The sequence below is a fragment of the Helicobacter pylori genome (genome assembly GCF_003638305.1).
Lineage (GTDB): Bacteria > Campylobacterota > Campylobacteria > Campylobacterales > Helicobacteraceae > Helicobacter > Helicobacter pylori_DJ.
Window position 1 is genome coordinate 1 of record NZ_MVYP01000009.1, and the last position, 25001, is coordinate 25001.

A 25001-nucleotide genomic window follows, 5' to 3' on the forward strand; every position below is an offset into this window, starting at 1 on the left:
ATATAAGCATGGTTATAATCAAAGAAACCATAATACCTTAACCCCCAATTCCTTTTTTTACCAAAGAATTGCTTATAGCCCACTTGCACGCCGATCCCATTCATCGCCCCGTTATTGTTTTGATAGTTAATCACGCCGATGCGCCTAAAGGGGTTTTTGCCTAATTCTTGCGCGGTAGTTTGGAGCTGGCTGTATTTGTCTGCATTTAAAGAATAGGTGAGCAAACCTTCTGGGGAATTAGGGTTTTGAGTGGCATGCGTCATGTTTTGAAGTGGCTTGGCGTTAGGCAATTTAGAGATACCATTATTAATCGCTGTAGAGTCTTTATTCAGGGTGTTAAGGGCTTCTTTAAAATTCAAAATGGTTTGAGCCAAAGCCCTATCCTGATTGACCTGATTGCCATAATAAGCGGTGTGTTGCTCTAAGGAATTGAGAGTCTCTTTCACAAACGCGCAACCTGAACCATAAGTGTTGTCGTTAATCACACCAGCTGATCCTGCGGTGCATTCTTCTAGATCTTGTTGGATAGGCCCTTGAATGCTGTGGAAATTGTCCGCTACCTGTTGGGCTAAATTTAAAATCTCTGCTTGAGCTTCAGCTCTGTTGAGCATTTCTTGAGCGAACCCTTTGTCTTTGGAAGTGTAGGGGTTGAAATTGTCTGGTTGCGTGATTTGGTTATTTTCATTAGCGTTGAGTCGTTTGGTTTTTTCTAGGGCTGTTTGAGCGTTTTTGATCATCTCATTAATTGCGTTAAAGCTATCGCCAAAAATATCCATCACACTCCCAGTCTGACCGCTAAACCCCCATGCCCCACCACCACCATTCACATGCGGGTTTTGAGTGGTAAGGACATTGATGATAGTAGCGGCTTGTTGCAAAAGGTTTTCAGCGTTATTGACGCTGCTAATCTTTAGCTGGATTGGGATTGATGAACCGCCTGAATAATAATTGCCATTCCCATTAGGGTAAGTGTATTCTGTGGTAGGGTTTCTTGTGAAAGTCTGATTGATATTGACTACCATATTTTTGGAGCTATTCAAGGCAGGCATCCCGCCCCCTTGATTTTGGTTTAAAGCGGTTTGAATGGTTTGATAAGCGGTATTGAGAACCTGGTATTCACTACTAGATAGGATACCATTTGGCCCTACATTACTAGCCCCATTACAAGTGGTGGTGGTCGTTCCGCTACCGGTGTTGTAGCTGTAGTTTGGCGTGTTGTCAAACGATCGAACGCCCCCATTTTCTAAATGTTCTGCGCCAAGATTGGGGCCAGGGCCACAGCTGATCCCAAAGGCTATGACTTGCCACATGCCCACAGCGGCATTGAGCGCTAAAGCCACAGCTTGATAGGCCGGAGAAGTGGTGGTAGCGCTAGTGAGGTTAATCGCGCTTGAGCTTAGATTATCAATCGCACCCGTGATTGCACTCGGTGTGCTGGCTAGATTGACTAAGGAATTTAAGTAATTGTATTGGTTTAAAAGGTTGCTCAAATTATCGTATTTGTCTGCAAGATTTTGCAATGCTCCAGTGTTTTTCACTTGTTGAACCGCTTCACCGATCTGATAGCCCACGCTCATGTAAAATCCGTCATCTTCAGCCCTTGATAATGAAGCCATGAGAGAAAGAGAGAGTAAGAGGGATTTTTTGATTTTCATGTTTTTTTCCTTTTATTAGATTTTTCTTTGATACAAAGAAACTTCGTATTATAAGCAATAAATGGAATTTTATGGCTAATTTTAGCTCTAAATTTTAGAGATTTTGTTTTTTTTTTTTTTGTAAATTGCGAAAAATAGGGGTTTTGGCCCAACTTTTAAGGCTTAAAAACCGCCCTTAAAAGAAAGACTAATCAGTCTTCTTTCAAGCTATAAGCGATAGGGATTTTTAGATGCACGGTTTCTTCTGGTTTAGGGAATAAATATGCCGCGCTTTTAATGGCTTCTAAAGCCGCATGGTTTAAAATATCTGTCGTGTTGCTTTTGACGACTTTAATGTCTGTAACGCTCCCATCAGGATTGATTACAAAGCTCACCAACACTTCGCCCTCAATGCCCCTAATTTGCGCCATTTTAGGGTAGCGGTTCTTAGAAGAAATAGCGGTTTGGATCTTCATTAAAAATTCGTTACTCACCCCTGGGTTATAAGCTTGAGCTTCAGAAGTTGCACCCTCAGAGGTTTTGTTAGACTCTTCTTGCTTGTCTTTTTCTTTGACTATATCTTTAGTCGTTACTTGTTTAGGAGTGCTTTTTTCTTTAGCTTCCTCTTTAGCTTCTTCTTTTTTGGGTTCTTCTTTAGGCTCTTCTTTCTTAGGTTCTTCTTTCTTAGGTTCTTCAACTTTAGGTTCAGGTTTTGGCTCAGGTTTAGGTTTTGGTTTGGGTTTGGGTTTAGGCTTGGGTTTGGGTTTTGGCTTAGGCTTTGTAACCTCTTTTTTGGGTTCTTCTTTTTTTGGCTCTTCTTTCTTGGGTTTTTCTTTAGGCTCTTCTTTGGGTTTAGCGGATTCGGCATTCGTCTTCACTTTAGAATTGGTGTTAATGCTGGCTAAACTCATGGTAACCTTAGTGGTCCCGGCTTGCGCTAAAGGCTCTGGGGCGTCTTCGCGCAGTAAAAAATAGCCAAACCCTATAGCGTATAGGGCAAAAGAGATTAAAAAGCTAACACTCGTTGAAACTTTACTGAGCTTGCGTGGAGATGGAGAAATTTTCATGATTATGCTCTTTTAAAATATCCATAATGCTGATAAAAGTTTCAAAACGAGAGCTTTTGTCGCTTTTTAAGTCTATAAGGGTTTTAGGGTCTGTTTGTTTGACTACAGCGCTCAAAGCTTCTAAATTCATCGGTTTGTCATCTACGAAAATATTGTCATGCTCATCTACAGAGATGACCACCACTTTTTGATCGTTTGGCTGGGATTTTTCCGCATTTTTAGCGTTAGGGAGACTGACTTTAATCTTACCTTGCGCGATAAAAGTAGAAATGCTTAGCACAATCGCTAGCAAAACGAGCATAATATCAATGAAAGGGACAACATTCAGCCCATCGCCTCTTCTGATGCTTTTCATTTTTTCATGATCCTAAATTTTTCACTCAAAACATCAGATTTTCTCAACAAGCTATTATAAGCGATCAAAGTGGGAATCGCCACAGCAAGCCCTAGAGCGGTCGCTTTTAAAGCTAAAGACAAACCTACCATGATCGTTTTAGCGTCCATCCCGCCGCTCACGCCCATGTCATAGAAAATCACCATGATCCCTAAAACCGTCCCTAATAAGCCCACATAAGGCGCGTTAGAAAAAATCACATAGAGAATGGTTAGATTCTTGGTTAAATCCAAATTCAGGGCGTCTATATCATCATAAGCTTTCAAATCGACTTTAGAATAAAAAATAACCCTTTCAATCACAAACCACAAGGCTAAAAAACTCGCCACGCCAAGCACCGCAAAAACAAATATGTCCACATAATCTTTCAACATTCCCACTGAAAAACCGCCCATAAAAACTCCTTTTGTCTATAATCAAATAACTCCCCTAAAACTAAAGCAAGCCGTTCTAGGGTAACGCTCTAAGAAACACCAATTCGCATAATCCTCTAAAAATGATAAAGGAACATTGGATTGTTGATTATATTGTTTTAATAATAACAAGTCAATAATGATTAAGCTAATAATTACAATCAAATTCAAACGCTCTTATGACCAACCATTTAAATCCAGTTTGTATTATAATGGTTCATTTTAAATTAATTCAATCACACTAGCATGAGCGGCTTTTAAATAGACTCATGCCAAAAAAGGATTTTTCTCAAATGGATACACACAATAAAGACGATTCAATCATCCGCTTTTCGGTTTCTTTACAACAAAATTTATTAGACGAATTGGACAACCGCATCATTAAAAACGGCTATTCTTCTCGCTCAGAATTAGTGCGCGACATGATCAGAGAAAAATTAGTAGAAGACAATTGGGCAGAAGATAACCCTAATGATGGGAGCAAGATCGCCGTGCTTGTGGTGATTTATGACCACCACCAAAGGGAATTGAACCAGCGCATGATAGACATTCAGCATGCTAGCGGGACGCATGTTTTATGCACCACGCACATTCATATGGATGAGCATAATTGTTTGGAGACGATTATTTTACAAGGCAATTCGTTTGAAATCCAACGCTTGCAATTAGAAATCGGAGGGCTTAGGGGGGTTAAATTCGCTAAATTGACTAAGGCGTCTAGCTTTGAATACAATGAATAGCGTCTTAAAATACAAAGAATTAGCGCTCTATGGAGGGAGTTTTGACCCCTTGCACAAGGCTCATTTAGCCATTATTGAGCAAACTTTAGAATTATTGCCATTCGCTAAGCTCATTGTCTTGCCCGCTTATCAAAACCCTTTTAAAAAGCCATGTTTTTTGGACGCAAAAACCCGTTTTAAGGAATTAGAAAGAGCTTTAAAAGGGATAGATAGGGTGCTGTTGAGCGATTTTGAAATCAAACAAGAAAGGGCTGTGCCTACGATAGAAAGCGTGCTTCATTTCCAAAAACTCTACCACCCTAAAACGCTTTATTTGGTCATAGGAGCGGATTGTTTGAGGCATCTTTCTTCTTGGACTAACGCTACAGAGCTTTTAAAAAGGGTGGAATTAGTGGTTTTTGAAAGGATTGGCTATGAAGAGATCCAGTTTAAGGGGCGTTATCACCCTTTAAAGGGCATTGACGCACCGATTTCTTCTAGTGCGATTAGGGCTAGTTTGGGGGTTTAGGCGTGTTTTTTAATGTGGCGGTAGGCTTCTTGAATGATAGCGAAGCGTTTGGCATAAAGAGCCTTTTTTTCTTTCAGATCGCACAAATCAGGGTGGTAGGTTTTAGCCAATTCTAAATAGCGCTTTTTGACTTCGCTGAAATCTTCATGCTTGATAAACCCTAGCGTTTTATAGCATTCCTTTAATTTGCGTTCAGCCATAGTGGTGTAGCTGTCCTTGCCAAAGCCATTAGGATAGATGAAATCTAAGCATGCGTTATGGACGATTCTATTTTCATTGAGCGTTAAAATGAGTTCCCAAAAACGCTCTGAATCGCCTCTTATATGCAATTCATCTTGGGTTTCTAAAAACACATAGCCGCTGAATTTCTGGCGTAAAAACCGCTTAGCGATAGGGTGTTTGGTGATAAAGAGCGCGTATTCTGCTCCAAAGGTTAAAACTTTCACTTCTATCTTTTCTAAAAGCGTGTTTTGATTGATGATTTTGATGCGTATGGGCAAGCGGCTTTTTTGTAAAATCTCTTCTAAAGAATGCATGCTAATATCTTTCTCATGCGCGCATTCAAGGGCATGATAGACCCAATTGAGCAAGTAGTTTTTTTTAAAACATTCTGTGTCGTTTAAAATGAGTAGCGATGAAGAGAGCATGTGGCATTGGCTGAAATGTTTTTTAGCGTAGTGTAAAACTTTTTTCAATAAAGGGTGGCTGTTAGGGAGCGCGATTTGCGTGAATTTGGCTAACAATTCAATTTTGGCCATTACCCTTATTTCTCCATGCGTTTTGATGTGATTTTAAAAAATCTTTAGGTATTTTAGCATGCCAATGGTTAAAAAAAGGTGGTTATGAATGGTTTTTGCGCTAGACTACGAGCCATAACTCATAATGAAAGATACAAAAATGAAAATAGCGGTATTACTCAGTGGGGGGGTGGATAGCTCTTATAGCGCTTATAGCTTAAAAGAGCAAGGGCATGAATTGGTGGGGATTTATTTAAAACTCCATGCGAGTGAAAAAAAGCATGATTTATACATTAAAAACGCTCAAAAAGCGTGCGAGTTTTTAGGCATTCCTTTAGAGGTGTTGGATTTTCAAAAGGATTTTAAAAGCGCGGTTTATGATGAATTTATCAACGCCTATGAAGAAGGGCAAACCCCTAACCCATGTGCGTTGTGCAACCCTTTAATGAAGTTTGGGCTAGCTTTAAATCACGCTTTAAAATTAGGGTGTGAAAAGATCGCTACCGGGCATTATGCGAGAGTCAAAGAAATTGACAAGGTAAGCTATATTCAAGAAGCTTTGGATAAAACTAAAGATCAGAGCTATTTTTTATACGCTTTAGAGCATGAAGTCATCGCTAAATTGGTGTTCCCTTTAGGGGATTTGTTAAAAAAAGACATTAAGCCTTTAGCCTTGAATGCGATGCCTTTTTTAGGCACTTTAGAGACTTATAAGGAATCTCAAGAAATTTGCTTTGTGGAAAAAAGCTACATTGACACTTTAAAAAAGCATGTTGAAGTGGAAAAAGAGGGCGTGGTGAAAAACTTACAAGGCGAAATCATTGGCACGCATAAGGGCTATATGCAATACACGATTGGCAAACGCAAAGGCTTTAACATTAAAGGGGCGTTAGAACCGCATTTTGTGGTGGGGATTGACGCTAAAAAGAACGAGTTAGTCGTGGGCAAAAAAGAAGATTTAGCCATGCGTTTCCTCAAGGCTAAAAACAAATCTTTGATGAAAGATTTTAAAAAGGGCGAATATTCTATCAAGGCTCGTTACAGGAGCGTGCCTGCTAAAGCGTTTGTGAGTTTAAAAGACGAGGTGATTGAAGTGGAGTTTAAAGAGCCTTTTTATGGCGTGGCTAAAGGGCAAGCCTTGGTCGTTTATCAAGATGACATCTTGCTGGGTGGGGGCGTGATTGTTTAAAAACTAAAAAACTAAGAGATACGCCTTTTGGCAGTCTCTTAATGTTTTCTTAATGTTTTATTGAATAGGCGTTATTATTGTTGTTTAAATTGTGGCAACCTAGTGGTCAAATAATCAATATGTTCTTTTAGATCCTCTCTAATATGATTTCCCATAGGATCAAGAGTGAAAATGATACCTTCAACTCGAGCAAGTTTTGAAGCAGGGACAAAATCGCTATCACCAGAAATTAAAACGATTTTTTGCACTAATTTTTTCAACGCTAAAGTGGCTATATCAAGTCCTATCTTTATATCAACGCCCTTTTGCTTTGCGTGATAGATAAGATCATCATTTTGAAACTTCTCTATACTTATTCTCCTGTAAAAGTTTCTTTTCTTTTTCTTGGTCACGAATGACCCATCTGGCATTTTTCTCGTCAAGATACCCCAACCTTAACGCCAAGCAAGGTTTGGAAATTAAGTGTTCGTGTAACTCTTCCCTTTCTTTATAGGTTGGGCTTTTGGATAGATCTAGAGCTTTTTGAGTGTATGGATAATGAGCCTTTTTCTTTAATGGCTTGCAATCGTAAAAAAATATGCGGTATAGTTCTTCATCATTCTTTTTATTGATATGCTTTAGGCAATAAGTATGAGTATGGTGTGCTAATTTTTTTGGGTTAAGACCTTCATACTTGTCACTAGACTGCTTTTTAAGATGAGATTTGTAGCATCTTATAAAAAAGTCTCCATCCACAAGTATAGCTACTTTTTTTGACATTCTTAAATCCTAAGTAATATAAGGAAAGCTCCGCTCCTTTCAACATGTCAGTGTTGAAAAAAGGAACGGATAAAAATATCTAGGGTTCGCACTTGTATTCTATGGGTTCACAAGGGTCGTGGGATCTCCTAATAAAAGAGAACCTTCCTAGAAGTTATGCTCTTATTTTACTCTAATTGTTTTTGCTTGTCAAATATTGTCTTACTCCCGCTTAAAATTTTCAAAGCTAGGGAATCCATGCGGATCTAAGCGGATATTTTTAATAAGAGTTTTTTCATTGCTCAAATCACCGCTCAAATTTAGGGGTTTTTTAGTCGGTTGTTTGGCTAAAAGGGCTAAAACTCGGGCGTTTAACGCCATGGTTTCATTCAAAAACGCCATTTGCTTGCTCAATTCGCTTAAAAATTCTATATTCAAGGTTTTTAGCGTATGCTCGTAATTGGCTAAGATTAGTGCATGCTTTTCTTTGTTGTTTTTAGCGTTTTTTAATTCTTTATCTCGCTCTATTAGGGCATTTTGGTAGCGTTGGTGCAATCGGTTAGCGCATGATTTGAGGTTTTCTTTATCGCATAAAAAATGCGTTTTTAAAGTTTCTAGGCGTTTTTCTAAGGGTAAAAAGGTTTTTAGAGCGTCTTCTTTGGCTTGGATTTGGCTTTGAAGCTTGTTTTTAAATTTTTTCAAACGCATGGCTTTATAGGCTTGAAAATCATGGTTTATAAGGGCGTTGTATTCTAGGGTTTTGTTATGGGATTGTTGGTTATGGGCTTGGTTTTCTAAAACTTGATCGCATAAGGCGTTTAAAGCGCTCATCAAATCCAGTTGCGAGAGCAAATGGGCGAGTTTAGGCTCTTTGAGTAAGAAAAGGGCGCTGTTTTGCTCTTGGACTTCTAAAGCGTTTGAAGCCTCTTCTAAATTCTTAACGCCGCTCAAATAAGGGCAATGCTCTTGCAAAAAAAGCGTTTGGGATTCTTTGATTAAGCGTTCGCGCTCCATGCTCTCTTTTAAGCGTTTTTCTAAAGCTTGTAATTTTTCTAATTCCAAAGCGCTTTGTTTCAATAGTGCATCAGTGTCCATAAGGCGGATCTGGCTGGCGTTAAAAAAACGCCTTTGGCTAGTTAGGGTGCTGTTAGCCTTTTTGATTTCTTTAAGTTGATCCTGGTTGTTAGAAAGCACATTTTGATAGATCCTTAAACTTTCATTGAGTTTATAGAGCATGTCAGAAAGCTGTTCGTTAGAACGCGAGAGCTTGGCGTTAGTTTGAGAATCAAAGGTCATCATTATCTGCGCGTTTGAAAAGGTTAGAAAAAATAAGAAAAGGCAAAAAAATCTCATGGGGTTGTCTTTATTATTATGATTTCATCGTATTATTTTATCTAAGTTTTGGCATGCGCAAAAACACGCAAACTCATCGCTTTTAAGATAAAATAAGCGTTTTGATGCCATTTTTGGAGCGATCGTGGAATTGAGTTATTATGAAATTTTAGAAGTGGAAAAACACAGCAACCAAGAGACCATTAAAAAGTCTTACAGAAAGCTGGCTTTAAAATACCACCCAGACCGAAACGCCGGCGATAAAGAAGCCGAAGAAAAATTCAAGCTCATCAATGAAGCCTATGGGGTGCTAGGCGATGAAAAGAAGCGGGCCTTATACGATAGGTATGGTAAAAAGGGCTTAAACCAAGCCGGCGCGAGCCAGAGCGATTTTTCTGATTTTTTTGAAGATTTAGGCTCGTTTTTTGAAGACGCTTTTGGGTTTGGCGCTAGGGGGAATAGAAGGCAAAAAAGCTCTATCGCACCGGATTATTTGCAAACCATTGAATTGAGTTTTAAAGAAGCGGTTTTTGGCTGTAAAAAAACCATTAAAGTCCAATACCAGAGTGTCTGTGAGAGTTGCGATGGCACGGGCGCTAAAGATAAAGCCCTAGAGACTTGCAAGCAGTGTAATGGGCAGGGGCAGGTGTTTATGCGTCAGGGTTTTATGAGTTTTGCGCAAACTTGTGGGGCGTGTCAAGGCAAGGGCAAGATCATTAAAACCCCATGCCAAGCGTGTAAGGGTAAAACCTACATTCTTAAAGATGAAGAAATTGATGCGATAATCCCTGAGGGCATTGACGATCAAAACCGCATGGTGCTTAAAAATAAGGGCAATGAATACGAGAAGGGGAAAAGAGGGGATTTGTATTTAGAAGCGCGAGTCAAAGAAGATGAGCATTTCAAGCGCGAAGGCTGTGATTTGTTCATTGAAGCGCCGGTGTTTTTCACCACTATCGCTTTAGGGCATACGATTAAAGTGCCGTCTTTAAGAGGAGGCGAATTGGAATTAAAAATCCCTAGAAACGCCAAAGACAGGCAAACTTTTGCGTTTAGAAACGAGGGCGTGAAGCACCCCGAAAGCTCTTATAGGGGGAGTTTGATCGTGGTGTTGCAAGTGATTTATCCAAAAAGTTTGAATAAAGAGCAGCAAGGGTTATTGGAAAAATTGCATGCGAGTTTTGGCTATGAGGGCGAACCGCATAAAGGCGTTTTAGAAACTTGCGTTTCTAAAATTAAAGACTGGTTTAAATAAAAGGTTATTGATGCATGATTTTCTAAAAGCCTTCAAAGACGCTTTCCCTCACACCATTTCTATTTTGTTAGGGTATTTGCTTATGGGAATGACTTTTGGAATGCTTTTAGTCCAGCATGGCTATGATTATAAAGTCGCTCTGTTCATGTCGTTATTCATTTATGCTGGGGCGGTGCAATTCGTGGCGATCACGCTTTTAAGCGCGCAAGCGAGTTTGATGAATGTCGTTATTGTGAGCTTGTTAGTGAATGCGAGGCAGACTTGTTATGCACTTTCCATGCTAGATCGATTTAAAAACACCCAATGGCGTTTGCCCTATTTAGCGCATGCGCTCACGGATGAAACCTTTGCTTTATTGAATTTATACGCCCCTAAAGAGGGGGTGAGTGAAAAAGACTTCATTTTTAGTATTTCCTTACTCAACCACTCTTATTGGATTTTTGGCTCGTTAGTGGGTTCGTTGGTGGGTTCGCATTTTTCTTTTGACACTCAAGGCATGGAATTTGTGATGACAGCGATTTTTATCGTGCTGTTCATGGAGCAATACAAACGAAACACAAACCACAAAAACGCATGGCTTGGGATCGTTATTGCGGTCGTTTGTTTAGCACTCTTTGGGACTGAATACTTTTTGCTCATCGCTTTGGTTTTAATGGTGCTTGCCCTCATTTTGTTTAGAAAGCAGTTAGAATGTTAATGCATTCTATACTCATTCTTTTAGTCATTATAATAACGACTTATTTCATGCGTATTTGGCCTTTTATGGTGTTTAATGCAAAAAACCCGCCCAACGACTTTGTGCGTTATTTGGGTAGGGCTTTGTCATGTTCGGTGATAGGCATGCTCGTGGTTTATTGTTTTAAAGACATTCATGTTTTAAAACCCCCTTATGGGATCAATGAACTCACCGCTTTTTTATCCGTTATCCTTTTGCACCGCATTTTTAAGGTGTTTGTTTTAAGCATCACGCTCCCTACCATTCTTTATATGGTTTTAGTCCAAAGCCATGTATTGGAAAAGGCTTTTTTTAATATTCATGTTTCCTGATCCCGGCGTTTTTAATCACAAAATACGCCGTAGGGATAATGAAAAGCGTTAAAACAACGCTGCTTATCATGCCCCCTAGCATGGGTGCGGCAATGGATTTCATGATTTCACTTCCTGTGCCATGGCTATACATGATAGGAATGAGTGAAGCTAAAATGCTAAAAAAGGTCATCAGCTTGGGCCTTACCCTAAGCACCGCCCCATGCATGATAGCTTCTTTTAAGGCGGCAGTCGTTCGCTCTTTTAAGGGGGTTTTGATGAATTTTTGAAACGCGTCTTCTAAATAAATAATCATCACAATAGCCGTTTCGCTCGCTACCCCTAAAAGGGCCAAAAAGCCCACTAACGCCGCCACGCTCATGTTAAATCCCATGAGATTCATAAAAATCAACCCCCCCAAAAACGCAAAAGGCAGAGTGAAAAAGCATAATAAGGAATTAGTGAGATTCTTTAAAGCAAAGACGATTAAAATAAAAATGATAAACACGCTCACCGGCACGATGTATTGCAAGGTTTTAAACGCTTCTTCTAAATACTGGCTTTCGCCGCTGAATTCATAATAATACCCGCTAGGCAATTGGATTTTTTCTAGCGTTTTTTGAGCCAGTTGTCTGTAAGTATCAGAGCTGATACCATTTTGCGGCACAATATAGATAAAATTCACGTTCAAGCCCTTTTCGCTTTTTAACACCGCCGGCGAGTTGTCGTAATACACATGGGCTAATTCCCTTAAGGGCATGTAATTGTAAGCGGTTTTGATGTAGAGGTTTTTTAATTTTTCAATGGTATCTCTTTCGGTGTCTTCTAAGCGTAAAGAAATAGGGTAACTTTCTACGCCTTTAATCATGGTCGTGAGCGTGGCTCCGCCCAAAGCGAATTTAATCGCATCTAACACGGCGTTTTTATTGATGCCATAACGAGCTAAATTTTCATCGTTCAAATCCAGCGTGATGTAGTAGCCGTTATTGGATCGCTCGGCAAAGACGGATAAACTCTCTTTTAGGGTTTTGAGCTGTTGCTCCATAAGGATCGCTAATTCTTGTAATTTGTCCGTGTCGTTACCATAGAGCTTGATGCCTAGGGGCGTTCTAATGCCGGTTAAGAGCATGTCCGTCCTCCCACGAATGGGGTAAGTCCATGAATTAGTCAAGCCTTTTAATTGCAGGGTTTTTTCTAATTTATCCCTAACTTCTTTATAACTGAGCTTTTCTTTCCATTCGTTTTTTGGCTTTAATTCAATGTAGGTTTCTATCATTCCTAAACCGGCGGCATCGGTGCTGGTGTTAGCGCGCCCCACTTTACCAAAAACCTGTTTGACAAAATCCAATCGCTTGATAGCGGCATTACTTTTTTTCAAATATTCTAAAGCGGTGTCAATGCCCACGCCATTAAGCGTTACTGGCATATACATGATTACCCCTTCATTGATTTGGGGGATAAATTCCCAGTTGAGTTTTTTATACGCTACAACTAAGCCCCCTAAACCTAAGACGCTTGCTATTAAAAAAGCGTATCTGAATTTAAGCACAACCTTCAAGCTCACGCCATAAATTTTCATGAAAAAAGCGTTAATGGGGTTTTTGGACTCTTCTAAAATCCGCCCTTTAATGAGCCATACCATTAAAATAGGGACTATCGTAATAGAAAGCAGCGCTCCTACTAGCATGGCAAAGGTTTTGGTGTAAGCTAAAGGGGCAAAAAGCTTTTCTTCTTGACCGGTGAGCACAAAAATTGGCAAGAAAGAAACCACGATGATCATCAAAGCAAAAAATATCGCGCCTCCCACATGCTTAACCCCTTGCATGATAGCATTAACCCTTTGAGTGTTGTCTTTTACATCAATGTGTTGCAGATGCTTGTGAGCGTTCTCCACCATCACAATAGCCGCATCCACCATCGCCCCTATAGCGATCGCAATGCCCCCTAAACTCATAATACTCGCTTCAATATTGAAATAACGCATGAGCAAGAAACTAATACACACGCTTAAAGGCAGAGTGATAATCACCACTAAAGCGCTCCTGAAATGCAGTAAGAAAATCGCAATAATGACTAGCACAATGACGCTTTCTTCTATGAGCGTGTGGATCAAATTGTCAATGCCTTTTTCAATCAATTCGCTCCTGTCATACACGCTGGTGATTTTCACATCAGGGTTACTCGCTTGTAGGGTGGCGATTTTTTCTTTAATGGCTTTAAGCACCTTATAAGTGTCAGCGTGATAGCGCACCATAACAATCCCTCCCACCACTTCCTTATCGCCATTGAGGTTAGCCGCCCCTCTGCGTGGTTTTGGCACTAGCCTAACGCTGGCTATATCTTTAATCTTTAAAGGGATGGCCCCTTCTTTTTTAACGACAATTTCTTCTAAATCGTTTAAAGATTGGATATAGCCATGCGATCTTATAATTTTTTCAAATCCGTTTTCTAAAATAACCCCCCCACCGGTATCGTTATTGGAATTTTTAATCGCGTTAGCGACTTGCTCCAAACTCAAGTTATAGCGGATCAGAGAATCGTTTTGAAGCGTTACTTCATAATCCTTCACAAAGCCCCCCACGCTTGCGACCTCACTCACCCCATCAACCCCTAAAAGCGCGTAGCGGTAATAGAAATCTTGCAAGACTTTCAAATCGCTTAAATTCTTGCTGTTGCTAGATAGAGCGTATTGATACGCCCATCCAATAGAAGTGGAATCGCTCCCTATTTCCACTTTAGCGTCCTTGGGGAGGTTGCTCACTCGGTTCAATTGCTCTAAAACCCTATCCCTAGCCCAATACAGATTGACGCCGTCTTTAAAAATGATGTAAATCAAACCGCTTTCATAGCTAGAAATCCCCCTAACCGTGTCAATGTTAGCGATGCTCATGAAAGTAGAAACTAATGGGTAAGTAACCTGCTCTTGCACGATTTTAGGGCTTTGATTGGGGTAAGTGATCTGCACGACCACTTGAGCGGGGCTTAAATCTGGCAAAGCGTCTAAACGAACGCTTTTTATCGCCCACAAAGAGGCTAAAAAAATGAGTAGAGTGACTAAAGTGGTAAGGAGTTTGTTTTTAACGCTTAAATCAATGATTTTTTCTATCATTCAATAATCCCCATTGTTTTGAGCGTCAGCGTCTAGCACGAATAAAGCGTTATTAGCGACTTCTTCGCCCGCTTCTAAACCCTCTAAAATTTCATAACTCCCATCGCTCAAGCGGACGGCTTTAATTTCTAACGGGCTTAAGCCAAAATCATCTTTTTTAAACACGATAGCTTTCCCCCCTTTAATCAAAACCGCTTCTTTAGGCAAAATCTTCATTTTTTGTGGTTTTTGAAAGATTTCCACTTGAGCGAACATGTTAGGGTAATAAAGCTGTTGGGCGTTAGGCACATTGAAGCGCGCTTCTAGCATTTTATCTTGCGGGTTTATGATGGGGTTGATGTTTTCAAGCGTGATTGCTTGCTTGCCTTTAACCCCTTCTACGAACAAGATCGCTTTATGCGTGTTTTTTAAAAATTCTAAATCCTCTTGATTGACTTTAACAAGCGCCCACAATTGGCTTAAATCTATGATTTGAAACAACTCTTGCCCTTTTTTAAAAAAGCTCCCCTCATTGAGATCCGGGCTTTTTTTAAAAATAACACCGTTGAAACGAGAGTAAATAGTGATTTCATTTTGGACTTTATGGCTGCTAATGATTTTTTCAATGCTAGAGTTTTCTAGCCCTAGTAGTTTTAATTTTTCTTTAATCGCTCCTACTTGCTGGTTGAATTTCAATGACGATAGCAACTCGCTTTGAACGCTTGCTAATTCAGGGGAATACACGCTCAATAGTTTATCGCCCTTTTTAATGGGGGTATAGGTTTTATTCGCATAAAGCTTTTCCACATAGCCATCAAAACGCAGGGTTTGAGAAAAAATCAGCGCTTCATTAGGCTCTAAAATCGCGTAATAGCGCCGGCTTTGGGCAAATTCTTTTTCTATAACCTTAGTGGTGGAAATATTGAAATAGGTTTGGCTTTTAATTTCTTTAGTCTCTTTAGTCTCTTTAGTCTCTTGAGCGCTAGCGAATAAGGGGCTAAAAAATAAAATCAAGGCGAACAATAAAAGCCGTTTCATTCTAATCCTTTAAGGTTTTGTAAGGACAAATAAGCGCTATTTAAAGCGCTTAAGGTTTCAAGCTGGGTGATTTGGGTAGTGATTTTGTCGTTAAAAGCGTTGTAATAAGCGTTGTAATCGCCATTAGATTTCAAATCAAGCGCATAAATTTGCGCGATTTTTTCATTCTGTTTGATGATTTTATTGATCGCTTCCAGGTTTTTTTGCAAGGTTTCTAATTTTTTAAGGAGTTTTAGGGCCAGGTGGTGGGTTTTGTTTTTAGTGTTTTCCACTTCGCTTTTAAACACCAAGCTTTCTTTTTTCTTCTGCTCCACCAATTTAGCCTGCTTGCCATAAAGAGGCAAGGGGATGGACAAAGCGACGCTAAACATGTCGTAGTTATAGTATTGTTTGGAGCGGAAATAATACACCCCGGTAACATTTATGTCTTCTAAAAAGCTTTTTTTAGCCAAAGTGATGTCTTTTTGCGCTTTTTCTTCATCAAGCCTGGCGATCGCAATATCATAATTGGTGGCACTAATGTTATACAGCTCTTGCTCCTTATTAAATTCAAAATTTTTAGGAGCAATGCTTAAAATCTCATCTTCTTTAAAAGCCAATTCACCCATGGAATAATGGCTGCTAGACAAGGCTTCTTCTAAATTGTTTTTTTTGATTTCTAATTGCGATTTTAAAATTTCTAGCTTGGCGATCGCTATTAAATTAGGCGAACTGGAATGGTTGGCTTGATAAAGGGTGTTTTCTAAATTTTTAATCGCTGTCTTTAAAAGCTCTATTTCTTGTTGGTTTTTATAATTTTCAATGCCGTTTATCATTAAATTAATCACCAATTGCTGCTTGGTTTTTTTAAGCTCTAATATCTTTTTTTGTTTTTCTAGGTTGATCATTTTAGACTGCGTGAGTTTTTTACCATTTAAATCCACTTTTTGAGACAATCCCACGCTCATGTTTTGCATTAAGGTGCTATCCAGCCTGAAAAAGTCGCTCACGTTAGCGTTGTTGTAGCCTAAATACAAAATAGGGTTATCCCATTTGCTAACGGCTTTTTCTTGAGAATTTAAAGCGTCAATTTGCTCTTGTAAGGCTTGTATTTTTTGATTTTTAGAAAGGTATTTAGCCACAAAAGTTTGGATCTCTAAATCTTTAGCCAAACCCAAACTAAAAAGCAGTAACAAGGCTGTTAAAAGGCGTATTGAAACGCCCCCTTTATTAAACGCGCTTATAAAAGACAGCATGCGCTTATAAATCCAAGCTTGTTTTAGCGCGATAAACTTGGCCTTCTTTGGATTTAATATCCACCCTAACCTGCCATGTCCCGTTCATAGAAAGATTGGTTTTCGCTTCATAAAGGCCGTTTTTTTCACTCACTTGCGCCATTTCTTTCATCGCTGGCATGCCAGGCATTTCAGGCATCATAAACTGCACCCTAACGATAGCTTTTTCTAAAGCCTTACCTTTTAAAGTGGGGCTAAGCACAAAAGTGTTATCGCCTTTAATGGGGTTACCCACGGATTTGATTCTCACTTCCAAGTCATTGGCTTTTAGGGTTTGCTCCCATGCGTTCAAACTCATAACCCCCAACGCACTCACTAAAAATAAAGCGGCTAACTTTTTCATCGTTTTGACCTTTAAATTAAGATAACAAGAAAATTCTTGTTGCGGACGAATGATAACCCTCTTTTGTGTAAAAATTGTGGAAATGGTTTTTAAAAAATTAAGGTTTTTAAGTAGAAGGTATAAAAGTTTATGCTATTTTTTTAAGGTTTTAAAATCAAATTTCAAAGGATTAGTATGCAATTTAGAATTGAACATGACACGATGGGCGAAATCAAAGTAGATGATAGCCAATACTGGGGGGCTCAAACGCAACGCAGTCTTGAAAACTTTAAGATCGGCACTGAAAAAATGCCTAAAGAACTCATTGGCGCATTTGCCAAACTCAAAAGGAGTTTAGCGGTAGTTAACCACCAGTTAGGGAAATTAAGCCTGGAAAAATCCCAAGCCATTATCAAGGCGTGCGATTGCATTTTAAAAGGCGAGTTGTGCGGCGAATTCCCGTTAGCGATATGGCAAACAGGGAGCGGGACTCAAACAAACATGAATCTCAATGAAGTCATTGCCAATAAGGCTACAGAAATTTTAGGGGGTAATTTTAGAGAGAAAAAACTCATCCACCCTAACGATGATGTGAACATGTCTCAAAGCTCTAACGACACTTTCCCTACCGCAATGCACATTGTGAGCGTGCTAGAAATCACGCATAAACTGCTCCCTAGTTTAGAGAATCTGTTAAAAACCTTTAAAGACAAAAGCCAGCAATTTAAAGAGATTGTCAAAATCGGGCGCACGCATTTGCAAGACGCTACGCCTTTAACTTTGGGGCAAGAATTTAGCGGGTATGCGAGCATGCTAGAGCATTCTAAACAACAAATTTTAGAGAGTTTGGAGCATTTAAGGGAATTAGCCATAGGCGGGACTGCCGTAGGCACAGGGCTAAACGCTCATAAAGAATTGAGCGAAAAAGTGGCTGAAGAATTGAGCGAGTTTAGCGGCGTGAAATTCATCTCTGCGCCCAATAAATTCCATGCGCTCACTAGCCATGACGCTATCGCTTATGTGCATGGGGCTTTTAAGGCTTTAGCGGCGAATTTAATGAAGATCGCTAACGATATTAGATGGCTTGCAAGCGGGCCGCGCTGTGGTTTGGGCGAGCTTAATATCCCTGAAAACGAGCCGGGCAGTTCTATTATGCCCGGTAAAGTCAACCCCACGCAATGCGAAGCGATGACAATGGTGGCCGTGCAAGTGATGGGGAATGATACCGCTATTGGCATTGCGGCCAGTCAGGGTAATTTTGAATTGAATGTGTTCAAGCCGGTGATCATTTATAATTTCTTGCAAAGTTTGAGGCTCTTGAGCGACAGCATGGAAAGTTTTAATATCCATTGCGCGAGCGGTATTGAGCCTAATAGAGAAAAGATTGATTATTACTTGCACCATTCTTTAATGCTAGTAACCGCCCTTAACCCGCATGTAGGCTATGAAAACGCCGCTAAAATCGCTAAAAACGCCCACAAAAAAGGCATTTCTTTAAAAGAAAGCGCGCTGGAACTGAAACTCTTGAGCGCTGAAGATTTTGACAGATTCGTGGTGCCTGAAAAGATGATCGGGCCTAAGGCTTGAAACCTTGGGCGGGGGGAGTTATGTCTTGGCAAGATTAAGGTTTTTGCATGGCAGATGAAGAGAAAATTAAAGAGAAAATTAAAATATGTAAAGAGACATATTTCAAATTAAATGATACTCGTTACGAGTTTACTAAGCAAAGATATACAGCAATCATGCAAATTTTAGTGATAGCATTTGGCTTCATGCCCTTTGTGTTGGATAAGTTAGAAGTTGTATCTGCTTTTAGAATTGTACTAGATTTTTTCATCAATAATTCAAGTTATGAATTTAATGTGTTTAGGGTCACTGCTTCCATATTTATTGTATTTATATTAGCATATGTTTGTCTGATAATCTATGCAATTCATTCAGTGATAAAATATTTACAAGACTACGAGCTATTTTTTGACAAATTGAGCGAGATGAATAATTGCGATATGCAATTGCTTAACGGTAATTTTGATGGTGAAAATGCAGAGCAAGAGAAGCAAGAGAGGAAACTGCTAGAGTCCCAATCACAATATCGCAACGAAGCTTGTAGTGTACGCACAAGATGTGAGAGTAGGAATAATAGTATTCCAAAAATAGTTACTCTGATATTTGTTTTAATGGCATGTTGTTTTTTGTGTGGTATCATCTTTAGAACCTTAATAAACAAGGATTTAATTTAGAACCTTAATAAACAAGGATTTAAGCATGGATAATAAGAAAGATTTGAGCGATAAGTATTCCGCTATTCGAGTTACAATGGAGGGGCATGAGGAAAACTCTTATTTTTTTAATCTATATATTAATCAGAAATCTGAAGCCAAATCTACCCAGATTGGTTCTAACCCACACCAGCAACCCTTAAACAAAGGATTTAAATCTAACAATCTTAACTCGCAGCAACCAACACCAAAAGACAACGCTAAAAAATAAGGCATTTTAAATGACTCTAGGCATTGATGAAGCGGGTAGGGGGTGTTTGGCCGGTTCGCTTTTTGTGGCGGGGGTGGTGTGCGATGACCAAACAGCATTAGAATTTCTAAAAATGGGGCTTAAGGATAGCAAGAAGCTCAGCCCCAAAAAGCGCTTTTTCTTAGAAGATAAGATCAAAACGCATGGTGAGGTGGAGTTTTTCGTGGTTAAAAAAAGCGCGAATGAAATTGATAAATTAGGCTTAGGGGCGTGTTTGAAACTCGCTATTCAAGAAATTTTAGAAAATGGTCGCTCTTTAGCCAATGAAATAAAAATAGACGGCAACACGGCGTTTGGTTTGAATAAACGATACCCCCATATACAAACCATCATCAAGGGCGATGAAACAATCGCTCAAATCGCTATGGCGTCTGTTTTGGCGAAAGCTGCTAAGGACAGAGAAATGCTGGAATTGCATGCTTTGTTTAAGGAATACGGCTGGGATAAGAATTGCGGGTATGGGACTAAACAGCATATAGAAGCGATCATTAAGCTAGGGGCTACGCCCTTTCATCGGCATAGCTTCACGCTTAAAAACCGCTCATTGTTTCAAACCAAACCCCTAGAGGTGGAACAACGCCTTGTTTAGAAGGGCGCTGAGATGGGTAGCGCTCGCTGAAGAAAGGCTGATGCGTTTGGCTTTAAAGTAAGCGATTAAGTCTTCAGGCTGAATGAAAGGGAATTGCACCATGACATACACACGATGGTTGGTGGTATCCACGAACCTTTTAGCCAAAATGGATTTAGAGGTTAAAAAATCAACAAGCCCAAATAAATGGCTGATAGAGTTATTTTTAACTTGAAGCGCTTTAACAACACGATGGTGCATTTTAGTGATTAAAATGCTTTCTAACGAGCTGTAAGCGTTCATTCTGGCCCTTAAAAGAGCGATTAATTCAGCGTTCTTTTCAGGGGGCAATTTGTCATCATAGGGGATGTAATTGGCGTAAAAATCGTTCCTTTTACCGGAAATATAAGCCGATCCGACATATTGATTGGGCGGGTTCTTTTTGTCAAAAAGATTGATTTTAAGCCAATCAGGATAGTTGATCGTGTCTTTTAAACTATGAGCATGCGCTGTTTGAGCGAAGAGGCCTAGGGATAACAAGGCGCAGAAACTTAATTTTTTCAATGCATTCATTATAGCTTCCTTTCTATAAAAAATATCCTACGCTTTTAGGGTAGGTGGGTATTTCTCAAAAAGGCGAAATACTGGGATAGATTATAGTATGTTAGCTTAAGAAAAAATAAAAAATATGCAATAATCATTTAAAAATGTTAGTAATAATATTAAATACATAAATACATAAATACATAAATACATAAATACATAAATACATAAATACATAAATACATAAATACATAAATACATAAATACATAATAACTATTATACCAAAATAGATTGAATATCCAAAGAAAAATCAATGAAATTAAGGTGTTTGTAGGGGGGATTATTGGCTGAAATAGGGGCGTTGATAGAAACCACCACGATATTTAAAAACCCATGCTCATGGCACCAAGAAAGCTGTTTTTCTAAAAAATGGGGCGTGGGGAAAGCGTGGGCGATGAGAGCGAGCTTGCTTGTAGGATTTCGCAAGATAAAAATCCCATTATCATGGGAGTAAAGCTCGTAGTTTGGGAATTGCTTGTAAAGCTCTAAAAAAACCATGTTTTCAAAAACGCTTAAAAGCGAGGGGCTAGGAGTCAGGCTATAAGGCAGGGCAAAATCGCACAGATACAATTTGGTTTTATGGTTTTCAAAACTGGGGACTAAAAAAAGGATGCGCTGGTTTTCTAGCGCGTGTAACAATTTATAAAGGGTGTCTTTAGAGGTTTTAAGCTCTTTTTTGAGTTGCGTATAAAGATAAAAAGCGCTCACAAATTTAGACTGATACGCACAGATTTTAGCCATTAAGGGGGCGTAAGCTTGAAAGATTAATTGAATATTTTCTTGTTTTTTTAGGATTTTTTCTTGCTCGTTTTCTGTAAAAAGCGAATCTAAAGCGTTGCCGTCTCTTAAAAAGCGGTTAAACAGGGTGTTTTTAGGGGTGTTGGGTTTGAAAAAGCTGGTGTATTCTTTAAAATTCAGCCCTAACGCATAGCATAAGCTAAAATTGGGCGCTGTTATGGGGCTTAAATAATTAGGGATAAGAACGATTTTAGGAAGCTTTGGCAGGCTGAAATCCAAGCGCTCAATATGATCCAAAATGAGCAAGTCCATTTTCTTTTCTAAATGCCATTTTAAAAGCCATGAGCTTAAGATATTTTTATTCAAACGCATGTCATTGTAATTGAGATACACAGGGTTTTTAAAATCCTTCGCTAGTTTGAGGGCGAAAGTGGTTTTACCGGATTTCATCGGCCCTAAAAGACAGATTTTATCGCTTGAAAGTGGGGTTAAAAGCGGGTTGTTTAAGGCCGGCTCTTTAGGGGTTTCAAAAGGCCCAAAAGGGTGTAAGCAAGAAAGGGGCATGAACTTCCTTTCAAATGAGATTGGATTAAGACAATCGTAGCGCATTTTCTTTATATTTCCTTATAAAAAGGAAGTAAAAATCTCTAAAAAGCCCTAAAAACAGCAAAAGTTATTGACTAAATGGCGCATTTTGAGTAGTATTTCAGTTTTTATTTTATTGTTTTATTCTGTTTTGAGTAACGAATGAAACGAGTTCTTTTAGGAGAGTTTATGGAAAAAATCAGGTTGAAGCTCAAAGCTTATGACCATAGAGTGTTGGATCGCTCTGTTGTGGCTATCGTGGAAGCCGTAAAGCGCTCAGGTTCTGAAATTAGAGGGCCTATCCCTTTACCGACTAAGAATAAGCGTTACACCGTTTTACGCTCCCCGCATGTCAATAAGGATTCAAGAGAGCAGTTTGAGATTAGGGTTTATAGCCGATTGATTGATATTATCTCGGCTACCCCAGAAACCGTGGATAGCTTGATGAAGTTGGACTTAGCTCCTGAAGTGGATGTAGAAGTAACTTCTATGGAAACGAAGTAGTCCTAACGCATTGAGATAATAAAATAAGGGTTAGATATGGAATTTTTAGTTCAAAAGATAGGCATGAGTCGCACGATTGACGCTAACAGCACGCCTGTAACCTTGCTTAAAGTCTTGCAAGCGAAGGTGTGCCAGCTAGAAAACGGGAAAGCTTTGGTGGCCTATGCGATGCATAAAAAACACAATAAGGCGATTGAAGGCCAGCAAAAGAAATACCAGCTCAGTAAAGAGTTTAACCATTTCGCTACCTTAAAAGCTTCCCAACAAAAAGAGTTGGGCGATTTGGATTTGAGCGCTTTAGAAACGCTTAAAAGGGTTAAAGCGAGCTTTAAAACGAAGGGGAGAGGCTTTGCGGGGGTGATGAAGCGTTGGAATTTCCAAGGCGGGCCTGCAGCTCATGGGAGCCGTTTCCATCGCCGTCCTGGCTCTATTGGTAACAGAGAATGGCCAGGAAGAGTGCAAAAGGGTAGGAAAATGGCAGGGCATTATGGCAATGAGCTAGTTACTTGCCAAAACGAGGTGCTCTCTTTTGATAAAGAAAGTATGGTGTTAGTGCTAAAGGGTTCAGTGGCCGGCTTTTCTGGGGCTTATGGACGCATTAGAGCGGTATAAAACCATACATTGAATATAATATAAAGGGTTTGATATGAGTAAGGCCATCGTTTTAGACAGCCATTTGAAAGAAAAGGGTAGCGTGGAGTTACCTAAAAGATATGAGGGTATCAACAGCCATAATCTCTATCTTTATGTGAAACATTATTTATCTTCTGTGCGCGCTAATACCGCTAAAAGTAAAAACCGCGCTGAAGTGAGCGGGGGCGGCAGGAAGCCTTGGGCGCAAAAAGGGGGCGGGAGAGCTAGAGCAGGGAGCATCACTTCGCCTGTGTTTGTGGGTGGGGGTGTCTCTCATGGGGCTACGAATAAGCGCAACTACAACCTTAAAATCAATAAAAAACAAAAACGCTTGGCTTTAGAATACGCTTTAGAAGAAAAAGCGCAAGCGAACAAGCTTTTTGTGGTGGAAAAAATCGCTATAAAAGGTGTGGTTGAAGACAATAAAAGAAAGCATTTGACTAAAGAAGCCAACCAAATGTTCCAGGCTTTGGAGCAACGAGACACTTTGTTTGTGTGCATGAACATGGACGAATACACCGAGTTAGCCTTTAGTAACCTTAAAAAATGCCTTATTGTTGATGTGAATGAGTTAAACGCTTATCTTTTAGCGGCGTTTAGCTCTGTCGTGATGGAAGAAGCGGCGTTTCAGCATGTGGTGCAAGATAAGACAGAGGAGTAAAAAATGGCAGACATCATGGATATAAAGTCAATTCTTTACACTGAAAAGTCATTAGGATTGCAAGAAAAAGGCGTTTTAGTGGTCCAAACGGCTCAAAATGTAACCAAAAACCAGCTCAAAGAAGTGTTTAAAACTTACTTTGGCTTTGAGCCTTTGAAAATCAATTCTTTGAAACAAGAAGGTAAGGTGAAACGCTTTAGAGGGAAGCTTGGACAAAGAAAGTCGTTTAAGAAATTTTATGTGAAAGTTCCAGAGGGCGCTAGCATTGCCGCCCTTGGCGCGTAGAAAGGAGAAAGCGTTATGGCGATTAAAACTTATAAGCCCTACACCCCAAGCAGACGCTTCATGTCGGTGTTGGACTCTAAAGACATTACCGCAAAAAGCAGTGTTAAAGGCTTACTCACTAAGCTTAAAGCAACAGCAGGGAGAAACAATAACGGGCACATCACCAGCCGCCACAAAGAGAGAGGGGCTAAAAAACTCTACCGCATTATTGATTTCAAACGCAACAAATACAACATTGAAGGGAAAGTGGCTGCGATTGAGTATGATCCTTACAGAAACGCGCGCATCGCTCTTGTAGTCTATCCTGATGGGGACAAACGCTATATTTTACAGCCAAGCGGTTTGAAAGTGGGCGATAGCGTTATCGCTGCTGAAGGCGGTTTGGATATTAAAGTGGGCTTTGCGATGAAGTTAAAAAATATCCCTATAGGAACAGTGGTGCATAACATTGAAATGCATCCGGGGGCTGGCGGGCAATTAGCCAGAAGCGCAGGAATGAGCGCTCAAATCATGGGTAGAGAAAATAAATACACCATTATTAGGATGCCAAGCTCTGAAATGCGCTACATTTTAAGCGAATGCATGGCGAGTGTTGGCGTGGTAGGGAACGAGGATTTTATCAATGTCTCTATCGGTAAGGCAGGGCGTAACCGCCACAGAGGGATCCGCCCACAAACTCGTGGGAGTGCGATGAACCCAGTGGATCACCCGCATGGTGGGGGTGAGGGTAAAACAGGGACAAGCGGTCATCCTGTATCGCCTTGGGGCACTCCAGCTAAGGGCTATAAAACGAGAAAGAAAAAAGCTAGCGACAAGCTCATCATTTCCAGAAAGAAACATAAATAAAGGTTAAAGAATGTCTAGGTCAATTAAAAAGGGTCCTTTTATAGACGACCACTTGATGAAAAAAACGCTCAAGGCAAAAGAGGGTAAGGATAACCGCCCGATTAAAACATGGTCTAGAAGAAGCACCATTTTGCCTGAAATGATTGGTTTTACTTATAATGTGCATAACGGAAGGGTTTTTGTCCCTGTGTATATCACAGAAAACCATGTGGGTTATAAGTTAGGGGAATTCGCTCCTACAAGAACTTTTAAAGGGCACAAAGGCAGTGTCCAAAAAAAGATTGGCAAGTAAG

28 protein-coding genes and 1 pseudogene are annotated in these 25001 nt (G+C 39.8%); 16 read left to right on the forward strand and 13 right to left on the reverse strand.

Annotated elements, in window-relative coordinates; genetic code table 11:
• The 4 genes from EAL04_RS04930 to exbB all read right to left on the reverse strand — a co-directional run.
• Positions 1–1655: SabA family sialic acid-binding adhesin (locus EAL04_RS04930; protein ID WP_205585803.1), on the reverse strand; the 1655-nt coding region annotated here is incomplete at its 3' end.
• Between the two features lie 191 nt (positions 1656–1846).
• A complete protein-coding gene (locus EAL04_RS04935) occupies positions 1847–2701 on the reverse strand; it encodes an energy transducer TonB family protein (RefSeq protein WP_120973716.1) in 855 nt (284 codons plus the stop codon).
• Entirely contained in the window at positions 2667–3056 is a 390-nt protein-coding gene (gene exbD / locus EAL04_RS04940) for a TonB system transport protein ExbD (RefSeq protein WP_000836350.1), read from the reverse strand. The genes EAL04_RS04935 and exbD overlap by 35 nt, the downstream gene beginning before the upstream one ends.
• Positions 3053–3490, reverse strand: coding sequence for a TonB-system energizer ExbB (gene exbB / locus EAL04_RS04945; protein WP_000508569.1), 438 nt, complete (start codon positions 3488–3490; stop codon positions 3053–3055). Before exbB ends, exbD begins: the two co-directional genes overlap by 4 nt.
• Before the next feature lie 311 nt (positions 3491–3801).
• On the opposite strand from exbB, the gene nikR reads away from it, so the two are divergent.
• Positions 3802–4248, forward strand: a complete 447-nt coding sequence (nikR, locus tag EAL04_RS04950; RefSeq protein ID WP_097685988.1) for a nickel-responsive transcriptional regulator NikR — start codon at positions 3802–3804, stop codon at positions 4246–4248.
• Positions 4241–4756: a nicotinate (nicotinamide) nucleotide adenylyltransferase gene (gene nadD, locus EAL04_RS04955; protein WP_162982497.1), complete on the forward strand. Its 516-nt coding sequence runs from the start codon at positions 4241–4243 to the stop codon at positions 4754–4756. The genes nikR and nadD overlap by 8 nt, the downstream gene beginning before the upstream one ends.
• Here nadD and EAL04_RS04960 read toward each other — a convergent pair.
• The gene (locus EAL04_RS04960) at positions 4753–5514 is read right to left on the reverse strand and encodes a J domain-containing protein (RefSeq protein ID WP_120973720.1); all 762 of its coding nucleotides are present in this window, start codon (positions 5512–5514) and stop codon (positions 4753–4755) included. The genes nadD and EAL04_RS04960 overlap by 4 nt on opposite strands.
• Positions 5515–5653: 139 nt before the next feature.
• Here EAL04_RS04960 and mnmA point away from each other — a divergent pair, with 139 nt between their 5' ends.
• Complete coding sequence (mnmA, locus tag EAL04_RS04965; RefSeq protein WP_120973722.1) at positions 5654–6682, forward strand: tRNA 2-thiouridine(34) synthase MnmA; 1029 nt, start codon at positions 5654–5656, stop codon at positions 6680–6682.
• A gap of 74 nt (positions 6683–6756) precedes the next feature.
• Here mnmA and EAL04_RS04970 read toward each other — a convergent pair.
• Positions 6757–7441 (reverse strand): annotated as a pseudogene (locus EAL04_RS04970) (NYN domain-containing protein).
• Positions 7442–7642: 201 nt separating this feature from the next.
• Complete coding sequence (locus EAL04_RS04975) at positions 7643–8773, reverse strand: hypothetical protein (RefSeq protein ID WP_120973724.1); 1131 nt, start codon at positions 8771–8773, stop codon at positions 7643–7645.
• Positions 8774–8897: 124 nt separating this feature from the next.
• On the opposite strand from EAL04_RS04975, the gene dnaJ reads away from it, so the two are divergent.
• Genes dnaJ through EAL04_RS04990 form a run of 3 tightly spaced genes read left to right on the forward strand, consistent with a single transcriptional unit; the run spans position 8898 to position 11054 of the window.
• The gene (dnaJ, locus tag EAL04_RS04980) at positions 8898–10007 is read left to right on the forward strand and encodes a molecular chaperone DnaJ (protein WP_120973726.1); all 1110 of its coding nucleotides are present in this window, start codon (positions 8898–8900) and stop codon (positions 10005–10007) included.
• A 10-nt stretch (positions 10008–10017) separates the two neighbouring features.
• Positions 10018–10704, forward strand: coding sequence for an azaleucine resistance protein AzlC (gene azlC, locus EAL04_RS04985; RefSeq protein WP_120973728.1), 687 nt, complete (start codon positions 10018–10020; stop codon positions 10702–10704).
• The gene (locus EAL04_RS04990) at positions 10698–11054 is read left to right on the forward strand and encodes a branched-chain amino acid transporter permease (protein WP_120973730.1); all 357 of its coding nucleotides are present in this window, start codon (positions 10698–10700) and stop codon (positions 11052–11054) included. Before azlC ends, EAL04_RS04990 begins: the two co-directional genes overlap by 7 nt.
• Here the strand turns inward: EAL04_RS04990 and EAL04_RS04995 are convergent.
• Genes EAL04_RS04995 through crdA form a run of 4 tightly spaced genes read right to left on the reverse strand, consistent with a single transcriptional unit; the run spans position 11035 to position 16776 of the window.
• Positions 11035–14142, reverse strand: coding sequence for an efflux RND transporter permease subunit (locus EAL04_RS04995; protein ID WP_120973732.1), 3108 nt, complete (start codon positions 14140–14142; stop codon positions 11035–11037). The genes EAL04_RS04990 and EAL04_RS04995 overlap by 20 nt on opposite strands.
• On the reverse strand, positions 14143–15159 hold the full coding sequence (locus EAL04_RS05000; protein ID WP_120973734.1) for an efflux RND transporter periplasmic adaptor subunit: 1017 nt from the start codon (positions 15157–15159) through the stop codon (positions 14143–14145).
• Positions 15156–16394: a copper resistance outer membrane protein CrdB gene (gene crdB, locus EAL04_RS05005; RefSeq protein WP_120973736.1), complete on the reverse strand. Its 1239-nt coding sequence runs from the start codon at positions 16392–16394 to the stop codon at positions 15156–15158. The genes EAL04_RS05000 and crdB overlap by 4 nt, the downstream gene beginning before the upstream one ends.
• Positions 16395–16398: 4 nt before the next feature.
• The gene (crdA, locus tag EAL04_RS05010) at positions 16399–16776 is read right to left on the reverse strand and encodes a copper resistance determinant CrdA (RefSeq protein WP_120973738.1); all 378 of its coding nucleotides are present in this window, start codon (positions 16774–16776) and stop codon (positions 16399–16401) included.
• 174 nt (positions 16777–16950) lie between these two features.
• Here crdA and fumC point away from each other — a divergent pair, with 174 nt between their 5' ends.
• Genes fumC through EAL04_RS05035 form a run of 4 tightly spaced genes read left to right on the forward strand, consistent with a single transcriptional unit; the run spans position 16951 to position 19873 of the window.
• A complete protein-coding gene (fumC, locus tag EAL04_RS05020; RefSeq protein WP_120973740.1) occupies positions 16951–18342 on the forward strand; it encodes a class II fumarate hydratase in 1392 nt (463 codons plus the stop codon).
• Positions 18343–18389: 47 nt separating this feature from the next.
• Entirely contained in the window at positions 18390–18995 is a 606-nt protein-coding gene (locus tag EAL04_RS05025) for a hypothetical protein (protein ID WP_120973742.1), read from the forward strand.
• A gap of 25 nt (positions 18996–19020) precedes the next feature.
• Positions 19021–19245, forward strand: a complete 225-nt coding sequence (locus EAL04_RS05030; protein ID WP_108394927.1) for a hypothetical protein — start codon at positions 19021–19023, stop codon at positions 19243–19245.
• A gap of 10 nt (positions 19246–19255) precedes the next feature.
• The gene (locus tag EAL04_RS05035) at positions 19256–19873 is read left to right on the forward strand and encodes a ribonuclease HII (protein ID WP_120973744.1); all 618 of its coding nucleotides are present in this window, start codon (positions 19256–19258) and stop codon (positions 19871–19873) included.
• On the opposite strand, the gene EAL04_RS05040 is transcribed toward EAL04_RS05035, so the two are convergent.
• Both EAL04_RS05040 and EAL04_RS05045 read right to left on the reverse strand, forming a co-directional pair.
• On the reverse strand, positions 19847–20425 hold the full coding sequence (locus tag EAL04_RS05040; RefSeq protein ID WP_120973746.1) for a hypothetical protein: 579 nt from the start codon (positions 20423–20425) through the stop codon (positions 19847–19849). The genes EAL04_RS05035 and EAL04_RS05040 overlap by 27 nt on opposite strands.
• A gap of 247 nt (positions 20426–20672) precedes the next feature.
• Positions 20673–21758, reverse strand: coding sequence for an ATP-binding protein (locus EAL04_RS05045; RefSeq protein WP_162982492.1), 1086 nt, complete (start codon positions 21756–21758; stop codon positions 20673–20675).
• A gap of 210 nt (positions 21759–21968) precedes the next feature.
• On the opposite strand from EAL04_RS05045, the gene rpsJ reads away from it, so the two are divergent.
• From rpsJ to rpsS, 6 genes are read left to right on the forward strand one after another with little or no spacing between them, the layout of a single operon-like run.
• Positions 21969–22283, forward strand: a complete 315-nt coding sequence (gene rpsJ, locus EAL04_RS05050; RefSeq protein WP_000411561.1) for a 30S ribosomal protein S10 — start codon at positions 21969–21971, stop codon at positions 22281–22283.
• Between the two features lie 36 nt (positions 22284–22319).
• Positions 22320–22895: a 50S ribosomal protein L3 gene (gene rplC / locus EAL04_RS05055; RefSeq protein ID WP_000395313.1), complete on the forward strand. Its 576-nt coding sequence runs from the start codon at positions 22320–22322 to the stop codon at positions 22893–22895.
• A 34-nt stretch (positions 22896–22929) separates the two neighbouring features.
• Positions 22930–23577: a 50S ribosomal protein L4 gene (rplD, locus tag EAL04_RS05060; RefSeq protein ID WP_120827441.1), complete on the forward strand. Its 648-nt coding sequence runs from the start codon at positions 22930–22932 to the stop codon at positions 23575–23577.
• A 3-nt stretch (positions 23578–23580) separates the two neighbouring features.
• Complete coding sequence (locus EAL04_RS05065; protein WP_000763613.1) at positions 23581–23862, forward strand: 50S ribosomal protein L23; 282 nt, start codon at positions 23581–23583, stop codon at positions 23860–23862.
• Between the two features lie 15 nt (positions 23863–23877).
• Positions 23878–24708, forward strand: coding sequence for a 50S ribosomal protein L2 (rplB, locus tag EAL04_RS05070; RefSeq protein WP_078246236.1), 831 nt, complete (start codon positions 23878–23880; stop codon positions 24706–24708).
• Positions 24709–24718: 10 nt separating this feature from the next.
• Complete coding sequence (gene rpsS / locus EAL04_RS05075) at positions 24719–25000, forward strand: 30S ribosomal protein S19 (RefSeq protein WP_000091385.1); 282 nt, start codon at positions 24719–24721, stop codon at positions 24998–25000.
• Position 25001 lies beyond the last annotated feature (1 nt).